Raw genomic sequence first — 15,851 nt, 5'->3', positions numbered from 1 at the left:
CTCACGGGAATCACCTCGGCTGTGAGGGGGCTGCTGTATTCACCGCACCCGCCGAAGACGCTGGCGGTGCGGAGGTTGTTTTCGTTGCATCCGCCGGTAGGGCTGACGGTGCAGGCGTTATTGTTGTTACCGCACGAACCGAAGAGGTTGACGTCGCGGAGGTCGCTGTTTTCGCCGCGACCGCCGGTGAGGCTGACGATGCGGAGGCTGCTGTTTTCACCGCGCTCGTCGATGACGCTGACGAGGCGGCGGTCGCGGCTTTCTCTGCGCTCGTCGATGCGGCTGACGGTGCGGAGTTCGCTGTTTTCACTGCATCCGCCGACGTGGCAGTTGCAGGTTTGGAAGATGTTTTATCAGCCGCATTACTGCCGGGTGCTGACGGCGCGGTCACTTTTTCTAAGGCAGAGGGATCGCTAATCTGAACCGCGTCACTTTCTGCGTTCTCTTTCTCAATCGCGGCTTCGGTATCATGGTTCAACACCAGCAAACTGATACGACGGTTAACGGCATCATCGCCGCCGCGATTTTTCAGTTTCATGGTATCCGCCATGCCGACGATACGCAGAATCTTTCCACCATCCAGCCCACCAATCACCAGTTCACGACGTGACGCATTGGCACGGTCCGCTGACAATTCCCAGTTGCTGTACCCTTTATCACCGGTCGCATACTGAATGTCATCCGTATGGCCCGCGATACTGATACGGTTAGGGATGTCATTCAAAATCGGGGCAATCGCGCGCAAAATATCACGCATATAAGGTTCAACTTCTGCACTGCCGGTCTTGAACATCGGGCGGTTCTGGCTGTCGATGATCTGAATACGCAGCCCTTCTTCCACCATATTGATAATCAGGTGCGGACGCAGCGCTTTCAGGCGCGGATCAGCTTCGATTAACTGGTCGAGCTTTTCACGCAGGCGGTTGAGGCGAATTTCATCCAGCTTGCGTTTCTGCGCATCCATATCCACAACCTTTTTGACTTCACCTTCTTTCTTCGTAGCATCGTCTCCTCCGCCTGGGATCGGGCTGCTACTGTCGCTACTTCTCTGTCCACCCGTCAGCGCCACTTTTAAGGGCGTCTGAAAATACTCTGCTATCTGGATAAGCTGTTGTGGGCTGGCGATCGACAGCAGCCACATCACCATAAAAAATGCCATCATCGCCGTCATAAAGTCGGCATAGGCGATTTTCCATGAGCCATGTCCTCCTTCATGTTTTTTATGTTTGCGCTTTCTAATCAGCACAATTGGGCGATTGCCATGTTTCATGAGGTCTGATCCGAAGTCTGTTTAGCCGGGTTCTTCGCGTTGCGAACGTGTTCTTCCAGTTCGCTGAACGATGGACGCTCAGCTGAATAAAGCGTTTTACGACCAAACTCGACGGCGATCTGCGGTGCATAACCGTTCAGGCTGGAAAGTAAGGTCACTTTCACGCACTGCATCATCTTGGTCGTTTCAGCACACTTCTGACGTAATACCGACGCCAGAGGCGAAATAAAACCGTATGCCAGTAAAATCCCGAGGAACGTTCCCACCATGGCATGTGCCACCAGTGCGCCCAGCTCGGCGGCTGGACGGTCAGCTGACGCCAGGGCATGAACCACGCCCATTACCGCCGCAACGATACCGAAAGCGGGCAGGCCATCGCCGACGGCAGCGATACTTTGTGCCGGCACTTCACACTCGTGTTCATAGGTTTCAATCTCTTCATCCATCAATGCTTCGATTTCGAAAGCATTCATGTTGCCGCTCACCATCAGGCGTAAATAATCGGTGATGAAGTCGACTAACTGTTTATCGGCTAAGATGCGGGGATAATTAGCAAAAATTTCACTCTGGGCGGGATCTTCAATATCACGCTCAAGCGATAACATGCCTTGCTGGCGAGATTTCGCCATCAGCCGGTAAAGCAGTGCCATGAGATCCATGTACACCGCTTTGTTGTATTTCGAGCCGCGGAACAGGAGCGGCAGAGCTTTGAGGGTCTTCTTGATCGATTTACCGTTGTTGCCCACCAGAAACGCGCCGACGCCCGCCCCGGCGATCATCAGCAGTTCTGCAGGCTGGTAAAGCGCGCCAAGATGGCCGCCCACTAAAGCGTATCCGCCCAACACGGAACCTAATACAACGATGTAACCTAAAATTATCAGCACAGAAAAATCCTTACGTCCGTAACGTGTTGGTCGACGTTAAGCCAGAGAAACCGGAGATGTTCACCGTGTGGAGGCAAAAAAAAAGCAGCGGGATTAACCGCTGCTGGATGACTTCCACATTGCGAACAAATTTAAACGGCGTGTTTAACCTGTTCATCCAGCAGTTGTGGAAAGATATCGGCAGTATCTGCAGAAAGTTTACGTCTTTTTACGGCACGTGATGGTGGCTGGCACAGGCTGCAGACAAAGCTGCCAACAGGCTGATGTGCATGATTAATAAAGCTGCCGCTGCAGCATTTACAATCTGATAATTCCAGCATACCGCTTTCAACGAATCGCACCAGGGTCCAGGCGCGTGTTAGCGCCAACAGCGGGCCCTCGTCCGATTGCGGGCACTGCTCGAGATAAAGGCGGTAGGCTTTAATCACCGCATCAATCCCTTTGCTCAAACCGGTTTTGAGTAGAAACGTCCAGGCATTGCAGAACATCGAGGCATGAATGTTCTGTTCCCAGGTCATGAACCAGTCAGTCGAGAAAGGCAACATGCCTTTAGGTGGCGGACTGCCACGCAACTCTTTATAAAGTTTGATTAAGCGACCACGACTCAGCTGCGTTTCGCTCTCCAGCATTTGCAAGCGCGCGCCCAGTGTGATCAGCTCCATAGCGAGCTGAATATCACGCGCTTCCTGAACAATACTTTTCTCACCCATCATACCGCCCTCTTTTTAGTAGGCGCGGCGTCTTTCGACGCGCTGCGTAATAAACGGCTGGATAACAGAATCCCGGTGTGGATTTGTTGTAAATCATCCACACGTGATTCCTGCGTCAGGCGATTAATAACGGTGCTATCGGTAAAACGAAACTGACACACAAGTTGATTGGTCTCAGCTAATTTCACCATTTCAGGTAAGGTTAATTCAGACAATGCATCAGCCATCTTTTCATCAATCCCGAGGCGAAACATCGCAGAAGCTTTTTCCTGGTTAATTAATCGCTGCGCAAGCAGTAAATATGACAAGTTGATATCGTAAATATGTTTTAGTAATTCAGATGTACCCATTTTTCCATCCTGAGAGACGCGACGTAACTTACCGCAGATGACATCTCTGCGTATCGAGCTGCTGGTTGGTAAATCTAAAGATGGCAAAATAATTAAACATAAAAAGCAAATGGTTCTGAGTTCTGCTTCTTTTTGCGACCCTGTCTGACCGGTCAGAAGTCATTTTTTCAGTCCACCTTATTCTTAAGTCAATAACCTTCTTCCCTGAGGCTTTCTTACATTTTTTAAGACTAATCCGAAAACAAGGCAAATCTATATCGGATGATCCTCACATACAACGACAGTTCGGTGAAATTTTAGATAAAGTGTGACACATATCACACTTTTTGGGTTATTTTCTTCAGTAACGCTTTATGATCACATTTCTTCTGTCTACTTTTTGCACGATTTGGCATTTTTTTTACAGGGATTTGTCCTGAGCTGGACTTAATTGGCTACAAAAATCAGGGAAGATTCTGTCAGGCGCGTAGAATCCCCGTTTATCCCTGGGAAAGGAATTTGCACCCTATTTAGAACTAATCAAAACCATAAAGGCAGTGGAATATGCTGCCCGGTAAAGGAATTAATCGTATTCAAATTAGTCAGTTAGGTGAGGAAACAAAAAGAAGGGAAAACAGGAGAAAAAGACCGACAATCCAGATTACGCGCTTTCCGACAATCGTTCGTAAAGGGTGAAAGCGACCTGTTTAGAGAGCGACAGTCGATGTAACAAGGAGTTACATTAAGGATATGAATGAATTGCAGGCAGGTGAGTTTTATGCATTTTAACTATCGGCAGGAATCAGGATAACTTTAGCTTAACCAGGTAAAGAAAGTGGCGGGACGAATTAAGTGCGCATTTTTGCAGCACTTCACCCTCAGACGCTAGCCTGCCGGAAGGGGAACACTTTTGAGTTAGGGAGAAATCATTAGCTGCACAGTGTGTGCAAACAGTGAGGAATGTAACGCACAGCAAGCCGTCCCTGGCTTGCTCTACTGTCAGGCGAGTTTCGGGAAGGTTGCGACCTTATTCGCCATGCCGTGATCGGCACTGCGCGGGGCAATCTTTTCAAGATCACGCAGGAAGTTTTCGCGCCATGCGGTAATATCGTTTTTACGCAGTACCGTCATCATATCGTTATAACGTGAGATACGCTCCGTACGGGGCATGGTGATCGCTTTATCCAGCGCCGCGGCCACTTCATCGCGGTCATAAGGGTTCACGATGAGCGCGGACGTCAGCTCGTTAGCCGCACCGGCAAAACGGGAAAGTACCAGCACACCCGGATCGTCCGGGTCCTGCGCCGCCACGTACTCCTTCGCCACCAGGTTCATCCCGTCACGCAACGGCGTCACTAAGCCGACATCCGTTAAACGGAAAATTTTCATCAATAAACGACGGTCAAAGTGCTGGTTAAGATAATAGAGTGGCGTCCAGCCCAGGGTGCCGTATTTCCCGTTGATGCGCCCTGCCTCGGTTTCTAACTGATGACGAATATCCTGATAGGCCTGCACATCGCCACGAGACGTTGGCGCAATCTGCGAGTAACGAATCTTGCCGTGATGCTGCGGATAATTTTCCAGCAGCGCTTCATACGCCAGGAAGCGTTCCGGCAAGCCTTTCGAGTAATCCAGACGTTCGCAGGCAATGATATTGCGCACATCGCCCAGCTCCTTCTTCATCGCCGCCATTTTGGGTGGCAATGGCCCTTCAGCCATCTCCTTAATGCTGTCAGGTTCAATCCCTATCGGGTACACCTCCGTCATAAAGGTATTGCCATAGGCGCGATGTTTTTTGTCACCTTTATTCTGCAACTGCGTCAGCTGGCTCACACTGTCGAGGAAGGCGACGCGATCAGATTCCGTCTGGAATCCTAACAGATCGTATTCGCACAACATTTCCAGCAGTTCTCTGTGCGGCGGCAGCGCATTGAAAATTTCGGGCGTCGGGAAAGGAATATGCAGGAAGAAACCGATGCGGTTGTTGATGCCTGCCCGGCGCAGCGCGGCGGCAAACGGCAGGAAGTGGTAGTCATGAATCCACAGAATGTCGTCAGGCTTGATCAGCGGTTTCAGTCGCTGCGCGACGGCATCATTAACTTCGCAGTATCCTTCCCAGGCTTCACGCTGGAACTGCACCAGATCTAAACGGTAATGGAAAGCAGGCCAGATAACGGTATTAGAAAACTGACAATAATAGAGATCGTACTCGTTCTGGCTCAGCGGGAAGGAAGCATATTCAATACCATCATGCTCCGTTACCGATACCGGGTTTTCTTCCTCACCCGAAAATTCACTTATCTCACCGTTCCAGCCAAACCACAGTCCACCCGTGCTTTTCAGCGCATCCAGGATGCCAACGGCAAGGCCGCCCGCGCTGGTTTTGTTCCCATTTGGCATGGCGATACGGTTAGATACAACAACTAAACGACTCATAACCTAAACTCCTTACCAACGTTATCTTGCTCTAATTGTAATCGTGTTCTTTCCAGCCAGGCATAGACATCCGTAACGTCATGTAAACGATAACGTGCCTGGCTTTCGCCTTCTCCCACTTTCACGGAAATCCCGTGCATGGCATTGACGGCGGCAAAGCCTTTCTCATCGGTCAGATCGTCACCGATGAACACCGGAATACGTCCCGCGAACGGGGCTTCCTGCATAAATGCCTGCACAGCCGCGCCTTTATCAATGCCGGTCGGTTTAATTTCAACCACACACTTTCCGGGCTGCAACGTCAGACCCGAGAAACGTTCGACGGCGGCCTGCGCAAGGTGCAATATGTCCTGCTCATGTGCCATCGCCCGACGATAATGGAGGGCAAACGCCATCCCTTTCGCTTCAAGCTGCGTATCTGGCCAGTGGGCCATTTCGGCTTCCAGCATCTGTTTCAGCTGACGTTCAGTCTCTTCGGGCAGTGACACGCGGTGTACCCTGCCCTCCGCGTCTCGACGCTCAGCGCCATGCACGCCGGCAGCCGGCGCGTGCAACGGTGCCGCAAGCGCATCCAGTTGCTCAACAGGACGACCTGATACCAGCGCCAGCGCGCCGTGGCATAAAGAAGAGAGGCGTTGCAGCTCTGCTACAACCTGTTCTGGAATGAAAGCGGCATCCGGCTGGGGCTGTATCGCTGCCAGCGTGCCATCAACATCAAAAAAGAAGGCATACAGACCGCCGCTCAATGACGGAAACGAGGCATTACTTTCTGCCGTCTGGGTCACGTGTCTTCTCCTGTAAACGGGTTCATCATCAGGACATCGCAGCAGAGAGCGTTCAGCAAGAGGTCGGCGCAAGGCCGAATGAAGTAAGGAGACTGCGCGGTAAAACCCTGCAATTCGGTAACTCTTTCTCCAAAAACATACGCGTTAAGTGCTGAAAAACTCACTGACTGTCGTTGTCGCCCCATAAAGTGTAGACGCAATCCTGCATTCTGCCAGAAATATGCATTTCCTGTGCCAGCCGTCACGCTTAATTCTGCTGCTGGCAATAACGGCGATTACCGGCCTGCTCACGCCGACTTATTTTGCGCCCGCAAAAAAGAAATAAAAATGTAATAAATGGTCCTGTTTAAGGTTTTCCTAATCTTTCTTATCCATACTGTTCACTTATTACCGTCTGACTTTCATTGTTGCGCGTTAATGCGAATGTATTAGCCAATAATAATGGAGACATTCACTAATGATTCAACCCGGATAAAGTAACATTTTTTATTATTCCGCCTTTATATTAATAGTCCGCCCGTCATGTTGCCCTTTCGCATTTGATAAAACGTCTTATTACGGGTTAAGGCATCATGCCGGGCGAGACGAAAAGGGGCTGATTTGCAGCCCCCTTTATCTCATCTTTAATTAACGTTTCCGCTGAGCTAAGTTGAGTGACAACATTCGTCATGTCAGCAACAATCCCGGCATGTTTGCCCAAAGCAGGCACAGCCGACGAAACCGGGACGGCCTGCCTTATCCGCTTGCCGGACAAGGTTGTCAAGGTGAGTTCGCGCAAGAGCGACCCGCTATTGCTGTGTCCGGTCATCGGTACTGATACAAAAGAGGTATCCTGTTAAGCGCTTATGAAAATATTAATTGTTGAAGACGATGCTCTGCTGCTGCAAGGTCTTGTTCTGGCGCTGGAAGGCACGGGCTATGTCTGCGATGCGGTTTCAACGGTCCGTTCCGCGGAAGCTCATCTTGCCAGCGGGCTTTACAGTTTGATCGTGCTGGATGTCGGCCTGCCGGATGAGGATGGACTGCACTTTCTGCAGCGTCTTCGCCGTCAGAAGCAGATGCAGCCTGTATTGATTCTTACCGCGCGTGACACGATTGATGAGCGCATCGCCGGGCTGGATGCAGGTGCCGATGACTATCTGATCAAGCCTTTCGCGCTGGATGAACTGCTGGCAAGGATTCGTGCCCTTATCAGACGTCATGTTAACCAGGGGGATACGCGCGTGGAGGTGGGCAACCTGTCGCTGGATATGACACATCGCCAGATCCATCTGGATCACGCCTTGCTTGATCTCACCCCTAAAGAGTTTTCGATTCTGTCTCGCCTGATGCTCAAAGCGGGCCATCCGGTGCACCGCGAATTGCTGTATCAGGATATCTATAATTTTGATAACGAGCCTTCGACCAATACGCTGGAAGTGCATATCCACAACCTGCGTGACAAGATCGGCAAAAGCATGATCAGAACGGTTCGCGGCTTCGGCTATGCCCTGTCCCCCTCCCAAACCGATAACGAGATGCCCGAGACATGAATACTGACCGCACCGGGACGACCATGCGTTTTCGGCTGCTTCTCACGATTGGCCTCATTATGCTGTTTTTCCAGCTCATCAGCGTGGCCTGGCTCTGGCATGAAAGTCAGGAACAGGTGCAATTTTTAGTTGAGGCGCATCTGCAGAACCGCAACATGGACCGGCATGTCCATAAAGAAGTCCGCGAAGCCGTGATGAGTCTTGCCCTGCCCAGTCTGGTGATGATTACGCTGACGCTGCTCCTGTGCTATCAGGCGGTACGCTGGATTACCCGCCCGCTCTATCAGTTGCAGCGTGAACTGGAGAACCGGAGCGAGGTAAACCTGGAACCTATCACCTTTTCCGGATCGGTGCAGGAGATTGACGCTGTTACGCACTCTGTGAATCGCCTTGTCGCACGTCTGACAGACAGTCTGGAACGTGAACGCCTGTTTACGGCCGATGTGGCCCATGAGCTGCGAACGCCGCTGGCAGGTTTACGCTTACATCTTGAGTTGCTACAACGAAATCAGGCCGTCGATACGCAACCTTTATTACATCGTCTGGATCAGATGACAGGAAATGTCGCCCAGTTGCTGCAACTGACCCGTGCCGGCCAGCAGTTTACCTCAGGCAGCTACCAGCAGGTTGCCCTCATCAATGAAGTGATTGTGCCTATGGAAGCGGAGTTGAGTGCGATGCTTGCCGTGCGTCATCAAACGTTAACCCTTGATGTTGAGCACAGCTTCAGGGTGAAAGGCGATGCGATCCTGTTACGAATGCTTCTGCGCAATCTGGTGGAAAACGCCCACCGTTACAGCCCATCTGAAAGTAATATCACCGTGCGGCTTGAAAACACACCAGGCCCGGCGCTGATCGTGGAAGACGAAGGTGACGGCATTGATGAAAGCAGGCGCGGCGAGTTAAGCAAAGCCTTTGTCCGCATGGACACGCGCTATGGTGGCATTGGGCTGGGCCTGAGTATCGTCAGTCGGATTGTGCAGTTACATCATGGACAGTTTCTGCTGGAAAATCGCCCTGACCGTTCAGGTTGCCTGGCCAGGGTCCTTTTCGCGGTGGACTGATTCAGTTCACAAACCAGCAGGCCAGAAAGCTGATGACAGCGCTGACGGCAAGAATAACGGCAACGTACTCGCTGAATGGGCGTGATACGAAAGAGGTGGCGGTAACAGTCGTGGTTTTCATAGCGTCTCCTGTAGAATCCACCTCAGTATCGCTGCCCTGTGTTAAGGAAACATTAAGCGCTACATTCCCTGTCGCTGCTTAAACCTTCCCGACAGGGTGCCCACCGCTTGCCCCATTCCCTGCTACGCTAAACGCATCGTGTGACAAAAAGGCCCCACATCAGACGGCGTTTAACGCGGCTCTCTTTACGCTGACGTCTTCAGAGATGTTGAAAATGCCTGACGTCATCCCCACCTCTTTCCTTCAGACCAGACAGGAGTAACATTTATGGCAATCGAATATGCAGTAATCGCAGGCGGCTGTTTCTGGTGTACAGAAGCGGTTTTTAAAGACGTGATTGGCGTTGAGTCAGTCGAAAGCGGTTACACCGGCGGCGAGCGCCCTAATCCGACCTATGAGCAGGTCTGCAGTGGCGCCACCGGTCATGCAGAGGCCATTCGCATTGGCTTTGATCCTGAGAAGGTCAGCTATGGCGATTTGCTGGACATCAGCTTTGCCACGCATGATCCAACACAGCTTAATCGCCAGGGCAACGACATCGGCACTCAGTATCGCTCCGCCATTTTCCCCGAAACACCCGAGCAGGAAGCTGAAGCCCGTGCCGCGATTGCACGCGCTCAGCAGGATCATGATAAACCGATTGTCACGACCATCGAGCCATTAAAGGCCTGGTATCCGGCAGAAGGTTATCATCAGGACTACTGGGAAGGTGCCGGCCAGCGAAACGGCTATTGCATGGCGGTGATTCCCCCTAAACTGCAAAAGCTGCGCAAGAGTTTTGCCAGTCGGGTTAAAACCGCCCAGTAACCGCCTGCCGCTGAGCGGACTTTACACTGCGTAAAAACGGGCGTTTTGTGATTAAAAAACCCGATTTTGCGCAGCCTTAACGCGATTCGTTCAGAGCTTAAGCGAATAGAAAAAAAGAAAAAAATAGTGCTTGACCGTTTCAGGTCGACTCCCTATAGTAGCGCCCCGTTGACCCAGCGCGGTCAGCAACAATTTGCGGTGAGGTGTCCGAGTGGCTGAAGGAGCACGCCTGGAAAGTGTGTATACGGCAACGTATCGGGGGTTCGAATCCCCCTCTCACCGCCACATTCAAAGAAGAGTCCAGACTAACCTCTGGACTTTTTTTTGCCTGTTCTCCTGAGAGGGGGATGAGAACCCCCGACCGGGGGGCGACAAAACGGCCCCGCCGTTTTGCATGGCCGCCAGGCCACCCGAAGGGCGAGCGCAGCGAGTGAATCCCCCTCTCACCGCCAGATTTGAAGAAGCGTCCAGACTCACCTCTGGACTTTTTTTTGTCTGTTCTCCTGAGAGGGGATGAGAACCCCCGCCCGGGGGGCGACAAAACGGCAACGCCGTTTTGCATGAGCGCGGGGCGAGCGCAGTGAGTGAATAAGTCCTTACTGCTACATACAGTAGGACATTGCAGGAATAATGCCCTGATTAGCCTGTCTTCTGAGGCTCTCCAAAGGCTGAAGCGTTGTAAAAGAAGCATAATAGTATGTAAGATGACGGCGTTTTTCGCCAAAAGAAAAAATCTCAATTTAAATCAGTTGCTTATCGTTTGCTTTAAATTGAAACTTGATACCCAGAAGATAAAAAGCCACTTTTGGTTTAACACCCTCGGTCAAAATAAAATATTGCCACTCCTTTCCAATCATGTCTGATTGAAACGATAAATTACAAAAACCGCTTAACCCCCACCCCGAATTAAATAAAATCATTAACCATTCCTGCCAATATTACTTAATGAAATGAAACTATCATGTGTTGCTTGTTTTGGTAAAGCCTTAGAAAAATAAATTAAATTCAGCAATTACAGCCAGTTACAAAAAAAATTGATTTTCAGCTTAACATTTTTTTAGCTTATCCAGAAAAAAGCTTAAAAAAAACAGCTATTAACAACTATAAATGATAAGCATTTAAATTAAAAAAAGCATCAAACAACTAATTTCACTTTAATAAAAAAAATAATTTAATTACAGCAAGAAATAATAACAAACAGTAATTTAATACTGAAGGTTAGAATACTCAAAAAAGCATTCCTAGCTTACATTATAAACCAAAGAGAAAAATAAGATGGAATTAAGCATCATTTTCCAAGGGTCATTATCTCATTTAAAGACCCGGGAGCAGCAATCTGAACTAGTAGACAACATTTTACATTTAAAAAAAATAACCCTCAGTGTGAAATTTTGATATCAACATGGGAAGGAGAAAAAACATCATATTTAAAAAGCATTGTTGACAAAATTATCATGAGTAAAGATCCCGGTACATTACCAGGCCTTAAATTTGATGATAAACTAAACAATGTGAATCGTTTAATCGTATCAAGTCAAGCAGGAGTCACTGCAGCAAAAGGTAAGATAATTGTAAAGCTACGAAGCGATCTAAAGTTTTTTTTAAATGACATCGTGAATTTCTATCGTTCTGAAATTGATAAGTATTCTTCTATTTCACCTGACACTTTCGGAAATAAAGTTATATGTTCAAATTTATTCACGCTGGATCCTGTTTTTGTTGAACGAATGCCCTATCACATTGGTGACTGGATCCAGATCGGAGAAGCTGAGGATATAAAGAGAATGTGGAACATCCCTCTATATCAAAGGACAGATGCCTTGCACTATAATTTTAATAAATTCGCTAAAAACAGCAATTACCTTGAAAAACAGTTTCAATCAAAATTTGCAGTTGAACAATACTTAACGATTGAATTTGCAAAAAATTTTGGAAAAAAAATAGGCATTAGATATCACAACGACTACAAAAACGGGAACATCAAAGATTTTTACTCTTTTCTAACAAGTAATTATATAATAAAAGACATGAGGAGCTTAAGATTAATCAATGATAAATACAGATATTTTAATAACTCACTCTTCTACAAAGCTGCGTGTATAAGCGAATCTCGTTATAACTTAATCTACAATCTTTGCAAAAACAACAACAGCTGGATACGAACTGATATTTATGGTTTTTTCATAGGGCTGATTGGAACGACACTCACGAAATTAAAAAAATTAAAATCCAGAGTCAAGTTCGTCAAATCGATTCTTACAAAAATATAACCTATAGTCCACCCAAGGGTGGACTATTAAATTTATCCAAATCTAAGTAAATAAGCAGCACCCTATGGAGTATATTGTTATTTATAACCTGGCCTGGAAGTGTGATTTTGCGGCCTTCCAAAACGGCCGATAAGGCGTGCTGGGTTGCATCTGGATAGCTGAATATAAATGCTCATGATTTTTTCATATCATTCATTGGGATTGAAGTGTTAACCAATCGAGAAATGTATGAAAGCATATGACTCTTATGGTAATATGGCAAAACCATTGTTAGCAGGAAGCATGTTTAACACGTATTTTAGTCATTAGCCCCCTTTACATCTACGAAATTTTCATCCCCTCACATACTTTTAGCTAAGAAAGAAGGCAGTTCTCTATTCATTTTAAAAAAAATAGAACCTGCCTGTTTTCAACATTAACTTTTTTTGTTCAGCAACTACTTTACATCTGCAACTTTATTTCTATGCTTTAGTTGATTGTTAATTAAGGGTAATAAGTTCGCAGGTTCAAATACTTGCTCTGAAGTGATTTCATACCTTACTTATTATCCCGTGCCCACGTCGCGCTGCTAACATTCACCTTCACCGGCAACAGACCAATCTGGGTAAATTTATCGGCCAGCGCCTGCTGTTCGTTAAACACGTTGGGCGTCATACGTTCCGCCCCAAACGGCATGCGGGCCAGCGCGCGCTGCCAGATGGGTACAGGCAACCCCGTGGAGCCGGAAAGGATTTTTGCGGCGTCAGCCTGATGACTGTTTGCCCAGGTGCTCAGCTGACTCAGCGCGTTCAGCACCTGTTTCGCCGTCTCGGGATGACCATCAGCAAATTTGCGGCTGGCCAGGAAAAAAGTGTAATGCGGCACTAAGCCTTCGGCATTTTTCAGCAGGCGCGCATGGGCCGTGGTTTCGACTTCGGCCAGATACGGGTCCCAGATAACCCAGGCGTCGACAGCACCGCGCTGGAAGGCGGCCCGGGCATCGGCAGGCGGAAGATAAACCGGCGTAATATCTTTATACGTCAGCCCCGCCTGCTCCAGCGCAGTCACCAGCAGATAATTAACATCCGATCCTTTGTTCAGCGCCACGCGCTTGCCTTTCAGATCCTTGACACTTTTGATCGTGGAATCGGCCGGCACCACAATGGCCTCGGTCTGCGGGTTGGCCGGCGAGTGGCCAAGGTAGACCAGATCGGCCTGTGCCGCCTGCGCGAAAACAGGAGGCGCATCGCCGGTGGCCGCCAAATCGATACTGCCTACGTTAAGCCCTTCCAGCATCTGCGGGCCTGCCGGGAACTCCACCCAGCGCACATCAATGCCCTGCTTTTTAAATTCGCTGTCGAGCGTGCCACGGTATTTCAGCAGCGCAAAAATATTCGCTTTCTGAAAACCAATATTCACGACCTGGGGTTTGTCTTCCGCCTGTGCTGTCACGAAGGTGCCAAGTTGAGCGAGCGCAATCAGTGCGCTTATCACTATTTTTCTCATTTTTCTGTCCTGAACGAAGGTGTTGTCAGCGCAACATAACAAATCCGTGCCTGAGGGCTTAATGCGTATAAGTTCTGTCCTTAGTCATAAAACGTCATTGCGGCCAGACTCTGTCCCGGACGTTGATGGCGCGGGGAAACAGACCGAGCGCATAGAAACGATCGGCGATTCTCTGCTGCTCGCGAATAATCGCTAAGTTCATCGCCTGAGTTCGATGACTACGCCGCGCCAGCGCCTGACGTAATGCGCTGTCGGACATGCCCAACTCCTTTGCCAGTAACCCGGCAGCCTCGGCCGGATGGGCATCGATATACTGGCCAGTCTGCTCCAGCGCGGTCATCAACAGGCGCAGTAAATCGGGTGAATGCGTAGCAAACTGGCGATCCGCCAGATAGAACTGATGGTTGCTGACCCGGCCCACGCCATCGGCAATAACGCGCAGTTGATCGCCACGTTCGGCCTCACTCAGTAAAGGGTCCCACATCATCCAGGCATCGACCGCATTCAGGTCGCTGGCGGTTAACGGGTATTTCGGTGGGGCATACACGATACGCACGTCGTCCAGCGTCAGTCCTGCTTCATCGAGGATCTGCAGCAGCAAAAAATGGACGTTAGAACCTTTATTCACCGCAATGCGCTTGCCTTTGAGATCGGCAATCGTCGTGATGGCACTGTGTCTGGCGACCATCAGGGCAACACTTTGCGGCGCAGGCGGTTCCCAGGCCACATAGACCATGGTGCCCTGATCGGCCTGGGCAAACAGTGGCGGAACTTCGCCTGTCGTACCAAAGTCAATTTCCTGATCGCGCAGGGCGTGCAGCAACTGTGGCCCCGCAGGAAATTCACTCCACAACACGCGGACATTCTGGCCCACCAGCTGCTGCTCAAGATGCTGACGGGCTTTGAGAATGCCAAGATTGCCGAACTTCTGGTAACCAATACGCAACTCACGCTCCTGCACCACAGAGTCTGTCAAAGCACGCGATGGCGCGATGACGCTGCTGCGGCGCGGCTTAATGATGCCGCAGTGGCCCAGATGGGTGCGCAGGCTGTGACGGCTGATCCCCAACAGCGCTGCCGCCTGGAGCTGATTTCCCTGACTCAGCGCATAGGCATTCCGCACTAAGGATTCAATAATTCTGGGATACAGGGGCGTTTCACTGTGCTGCAGTTGCTGCCGAATAAACTGATCAATCACATCCTGTTCAGGCACCGGTGCAGCCTCAGTCACGCGGCCCAGACGCAGATGCCCGGGGCCAATGAGTGTTTCCTGGCTGAGCAGAACAGCATTATGTAATGTGTTTTCCAGCTCCCGAATATTGCCCGGCCAGGCGTACCGGCTTAACGTCGCGATCGCCTCCTCACTCAGACGCAGCTGAGGTCGGCCCAGTCGGCGCGCATAGTGTTGCAGAAAATACGCGGCCAGCACCGGTATATCCTCACGGCGCTCGCGCAGAGGCGGCAGCGCCACGCTGGCCACATTCAGCCGGTAATAAAGATCCTCGCGGAAGCGCCGTTCGGCAATCGCACCGGTCAGGTCGCGGTTCGTGGCGGCAAGCACCCGAACATTTACCTTTATCGCCTGAGATGAACCTACCCGGGTAATCTCTCTCTCCTGCAATACGCGCAACAGTTTTACCTGGAGCGGCAAACTGAGTTCACCGATCTCATCCAGCAGCAGCGTGCCGCCCTGCGCCGCCTCGAACCAGCCACGATGACGTTCCGTGGCACCGGTAAACGCGCCCTTCTCATGCCCAAACAGTTCTGACTCGGCAAGACTTTCCGTCAGTGCGCCGCAGTTCACGGCGACAAAGGGCGCGCGGCGGCGTGGGCTGTGATGATGCAGATAGCGCGCCATCACCTCTTTACCGGTGCCGGTTTCGCCAATGATTAACACCGTGGCATCCGTAGGCGCCAGGCGATCCAGGATACTTTTGAAGGCCAGAGAAGCCGGGTCAATTAAATCGGGACCAGCGTGTTCCATAGCGGATACCTGCAAAGTGAATGAGCGCTCACGATAACGCTAAGCGTGAAGGGAAACGAGACACGGGCTGAGCCCTTTTGCTGCAAATGCAGCACTGAAGTTCAACGCCTGCTGCATGTGCAACAGCGCGTACCTGAACGCTGAGATCATAACGCTATAAATTAAAAGGAAAAA

The 15,851-nt window shown here is 50.0% G+C and carries 13 protein-coding genes and 1 tRNA gene; 5 read left to right on the top strand and 9 right to left on the bottom strand.

Annotated elements, in window-relative coordinates; genetic code table 11:
• Positions 1-10 precede the first annotated feature (10 nt).
• From motB to otsB, 6 genes are all read right to left on the bottom strand, one after another.
• Positions 11-1,270, bottom strand: coding sequence for a flagellar motor protein MotB (gene motB / locus C1N59_RS08715; RefSeq protein ID WP_054633635.1), 1,260 nt, complete (start codon positions 1,268-1,270; stop codon positions 11-13).
• Entirely contained in the window at positions 1,267-2,154 is an 888-nt protein-coding gene (motA, locus tag C1N59_RS08710) for a flagellar motor stator protein MotA (protein WP_006120238.1), read from the bottom strand. Before motA ends, motB begins: the two co-directional genes overlap by 4 nt.
• A 131-nt stretch (positions 2,155-2,285) precedes the next feature.
• Complete coding sequence (gene flhC, locus C1N59_RS08705) at positions 2,286-2,864, bottom strand: flagellar transcriptional regulator FlhC (protein WP_033742000.1); 579 nt, start codon at positions 2,862-2,864, stop codon at positions 2,286-2,288.
• The gene (gene flhD, locus C1N59_RS08700; RefSeq protein WP_006120236.1) at positions 2,864-3,214 is read right to left on the bottom strand and encodes a flagellar transcriptional regulator FlhD; all 351 of its coding nucleotides are present in this window, start codon (positions 3,212-3,214) and stop codon (positions 2,864-2,866) included. Before flhD ends, flhC begins: the two co-directional genes overlap by 1 nt.
• Positions 3,215-4,192: 978 nt before the next feature.
• Entirely contained in the window at positions 4,193-5,629 is a 1,437-nt protein-coding gene (otsA, locus tag C1N59_RS08695) for an alpha,alpha-trehalose-phosphate synthase (RefSeq protein ID WP_054633633.1), read from the bottom strand.
• Entirely contained in the window at positions 5,626-6,414 is a 789-nt protein-coding gene (gene otsB, locus C1N59_RS08690; protein ID WP_054633632.1) for a trehalose-phosphatase, read from the bottom strand. Before otsB ends, otsA begins: the two co-directional genes overlap by 4 nt.
• An 845-nt stretch (positions 6,415-7,259) precedes the next feature.
• Between otsB and pmrA the strand changes: the two genes are divergently transcribed.
• From pmrA to C1N59_RS08670, 4 genes are all read left to right on the top strand, one after another.
• The gene (gene pmrA / locus C1N59_RS08685) at positions 7,260-7,946 is read left to right on the top strand and encodes a two-component system response regulator PmrA (protein WP_054633630.1); all 687 of its coding nucleotides are present in this window, start codon (positions 7,260-7,262) and stop codon (positions 7,944-7,946) included.
• Positions 7,943-9,010 carry a two-component system sensor histidine kinase PmrB gene (gene pmrB / locus C1N59_RS08680; protein ID WP_054633629.1) on the top strand — a complete coding sequence of 356 codons (1,068 nt, stop codon included), beginning with the start codon at positions 7,943-7,945 and terminating at the stop codon, positions 9,008-9,010. Before pmrA ends, pmrB begins: the two co-directional genes overlap by 4 nt.
• A gap of 388 nt (positions 9,011-9,398) precedes the next feature.
• Positions 9,399-9,938, top strand: a complete 540-nt coding sequence (msrA, locus tag C1N59_RS08675; protein ID WP_006120229.1) for a peptide-methionine (S)-S-oxide reductase MsrA — start codon at positions 9,399-9,401, stop codon at positions 9,936-9,938.
• A 197-nt stretch (positions 9,939-10,135) separates the two neighbouring features.
• Positions 10,136-10,223 (top strand) — tRNA-Ser (locus C1N59_RS08670).
• Positions 10,224-10,678: 455 nt separating this feature from the next.
• Here the strand turns inward: C1N59_RS08670 and C1N59_RS08665 are convergent.
• Positions 10,679-10,858 carry a hypothetical protein gene (locus C1N59_RS08665; RefSeq protein WP_394550581.1) on the bottom strand — a complete coding sequence of 60 codons (180 nt, stop codon included), beginning with the start codon at positions 10,856-10,858 and terminating at the stop codon, positions 10,679-10,681.
• Positions 10,859-11,329: 471 nt separating this feature from the next.
• Here C1N59_RS08665 and C1N59_RS08660 point away from each other — a divergent pair, with 471 nt between their 5' ends.
• Positions 11,330-12,208, top strand: a complete 879-nt coding sequence (locus tag C1N59_RS08660; RefSeq protein WP_394550579.1) for a WavE lipopolysaccharide synthesis family protein — start codon at positions 11,330-11,332, stop codon at positions 12,206-12,208.
• Between the two features lie 537 nt (positions 12,209-12,745).
• On the opposite strand, the gene C1N59_RS08655 is transcribed toward C1N59_RS08660, so the two are convergent.
• Positions 12,746-13,693 (bottom strand): sulfonate ABC transporter substrate-binding protein, encoded by a 948-nt coding sequence (locus C1N59_RS08655; RefSeq protein ID WP_394550577.1) that lies wholly within the window; start codon positions 13,691-13,693, stop codon positions 12,746-12,748.
• A 94-nt stretch (positions 13,694-13,787) separates the two neighbouring features.
• A complete protein-coding gene (locus tag C1N59_RS08650) occupies positions 13,788-15,677 on the bottom strand; it encodes an aliphatic sulfonate ABC transporter substrate-binding protein (RefSeq protein WP_110267413.1) in 1,890 nt (629 codons plus the stop codon).
• Positions 15,678-15,851 lie beyond the last annotated feature (174 nt).

It is taken from the genome of Pantoea sp. SGAir0183 (genome assembly GCF_043545505.1).
Note: the sequence above shows the minus strand (reverse complement) of the source record. Positions and strands in the feature narration are given on the sequence as shown.

Coding starts and splice junctions, on each gene's coding strand:
- motB (WP_054633635.1), bottom strand. CDS start 1,270: ATGAAACATGGCAATCGCCCAATTGTGCTGATTAGAAAGCGCAAACAT.
- flhC (WP_033742000.1), bottom strand. CDS start 2,864: ATGGGTGAGAAAAGTATTGTTCAGGAAGCGCGTGATATTCAGCTCGCT.
- flhD (WP_006120236.1), bottom strand. CDS start 3,214: ATGGGTACATCTGAATTACTAAAACATATTTACGATATCAACTTGTCA.
- otsA (WP_054633633.1), bottom strand. CDS start 5,629: ATGAGTCGTTTAGTTGTTGTATCTAACCGTATCGCCATGCCAAATGGG.
- pmrA (WP_054633630.1), top strand. CDS start 7,260: ATGAAAATATTAATTGTTGAAGACGATGCTCTGCTGCTGCAAGGTCTT.
- pmrB (WP_054633629.1), top strand. CDS start 7,943: ATGAATACTGACCGCACCGGGACGACCATGCGTTTTCGGCTGCTTCTC.
- msrA (WP_006120229.1), top strand. CDS start 9,399: ATGGCAATCGAATATGCAGTAATCGCAGGCGGCTGTTTCTGGTGTACA.
- C1N59_RS08665 (WP_394550581.1), bottom strand. CDS start 10,858: ATGATTTTATTTAATTCGGGGTGGGGGTTAAGCGGTTTTTGTAATTTA.
- C1N59_RS08655 (WP_394550577.1), bottom strand. CDS start 13,693: ATGAGAAAAATAGTGATAAGCGCACTGATTGCGCTCGCTCAACTTGGC.
- C1N59_RS08650 (WP_110267413.1), bottom strand. CDS start 15,677: ATGGAACACGCTGGTCCCGATTTAATTGACCCGGCTTCTCTGGCCTTC.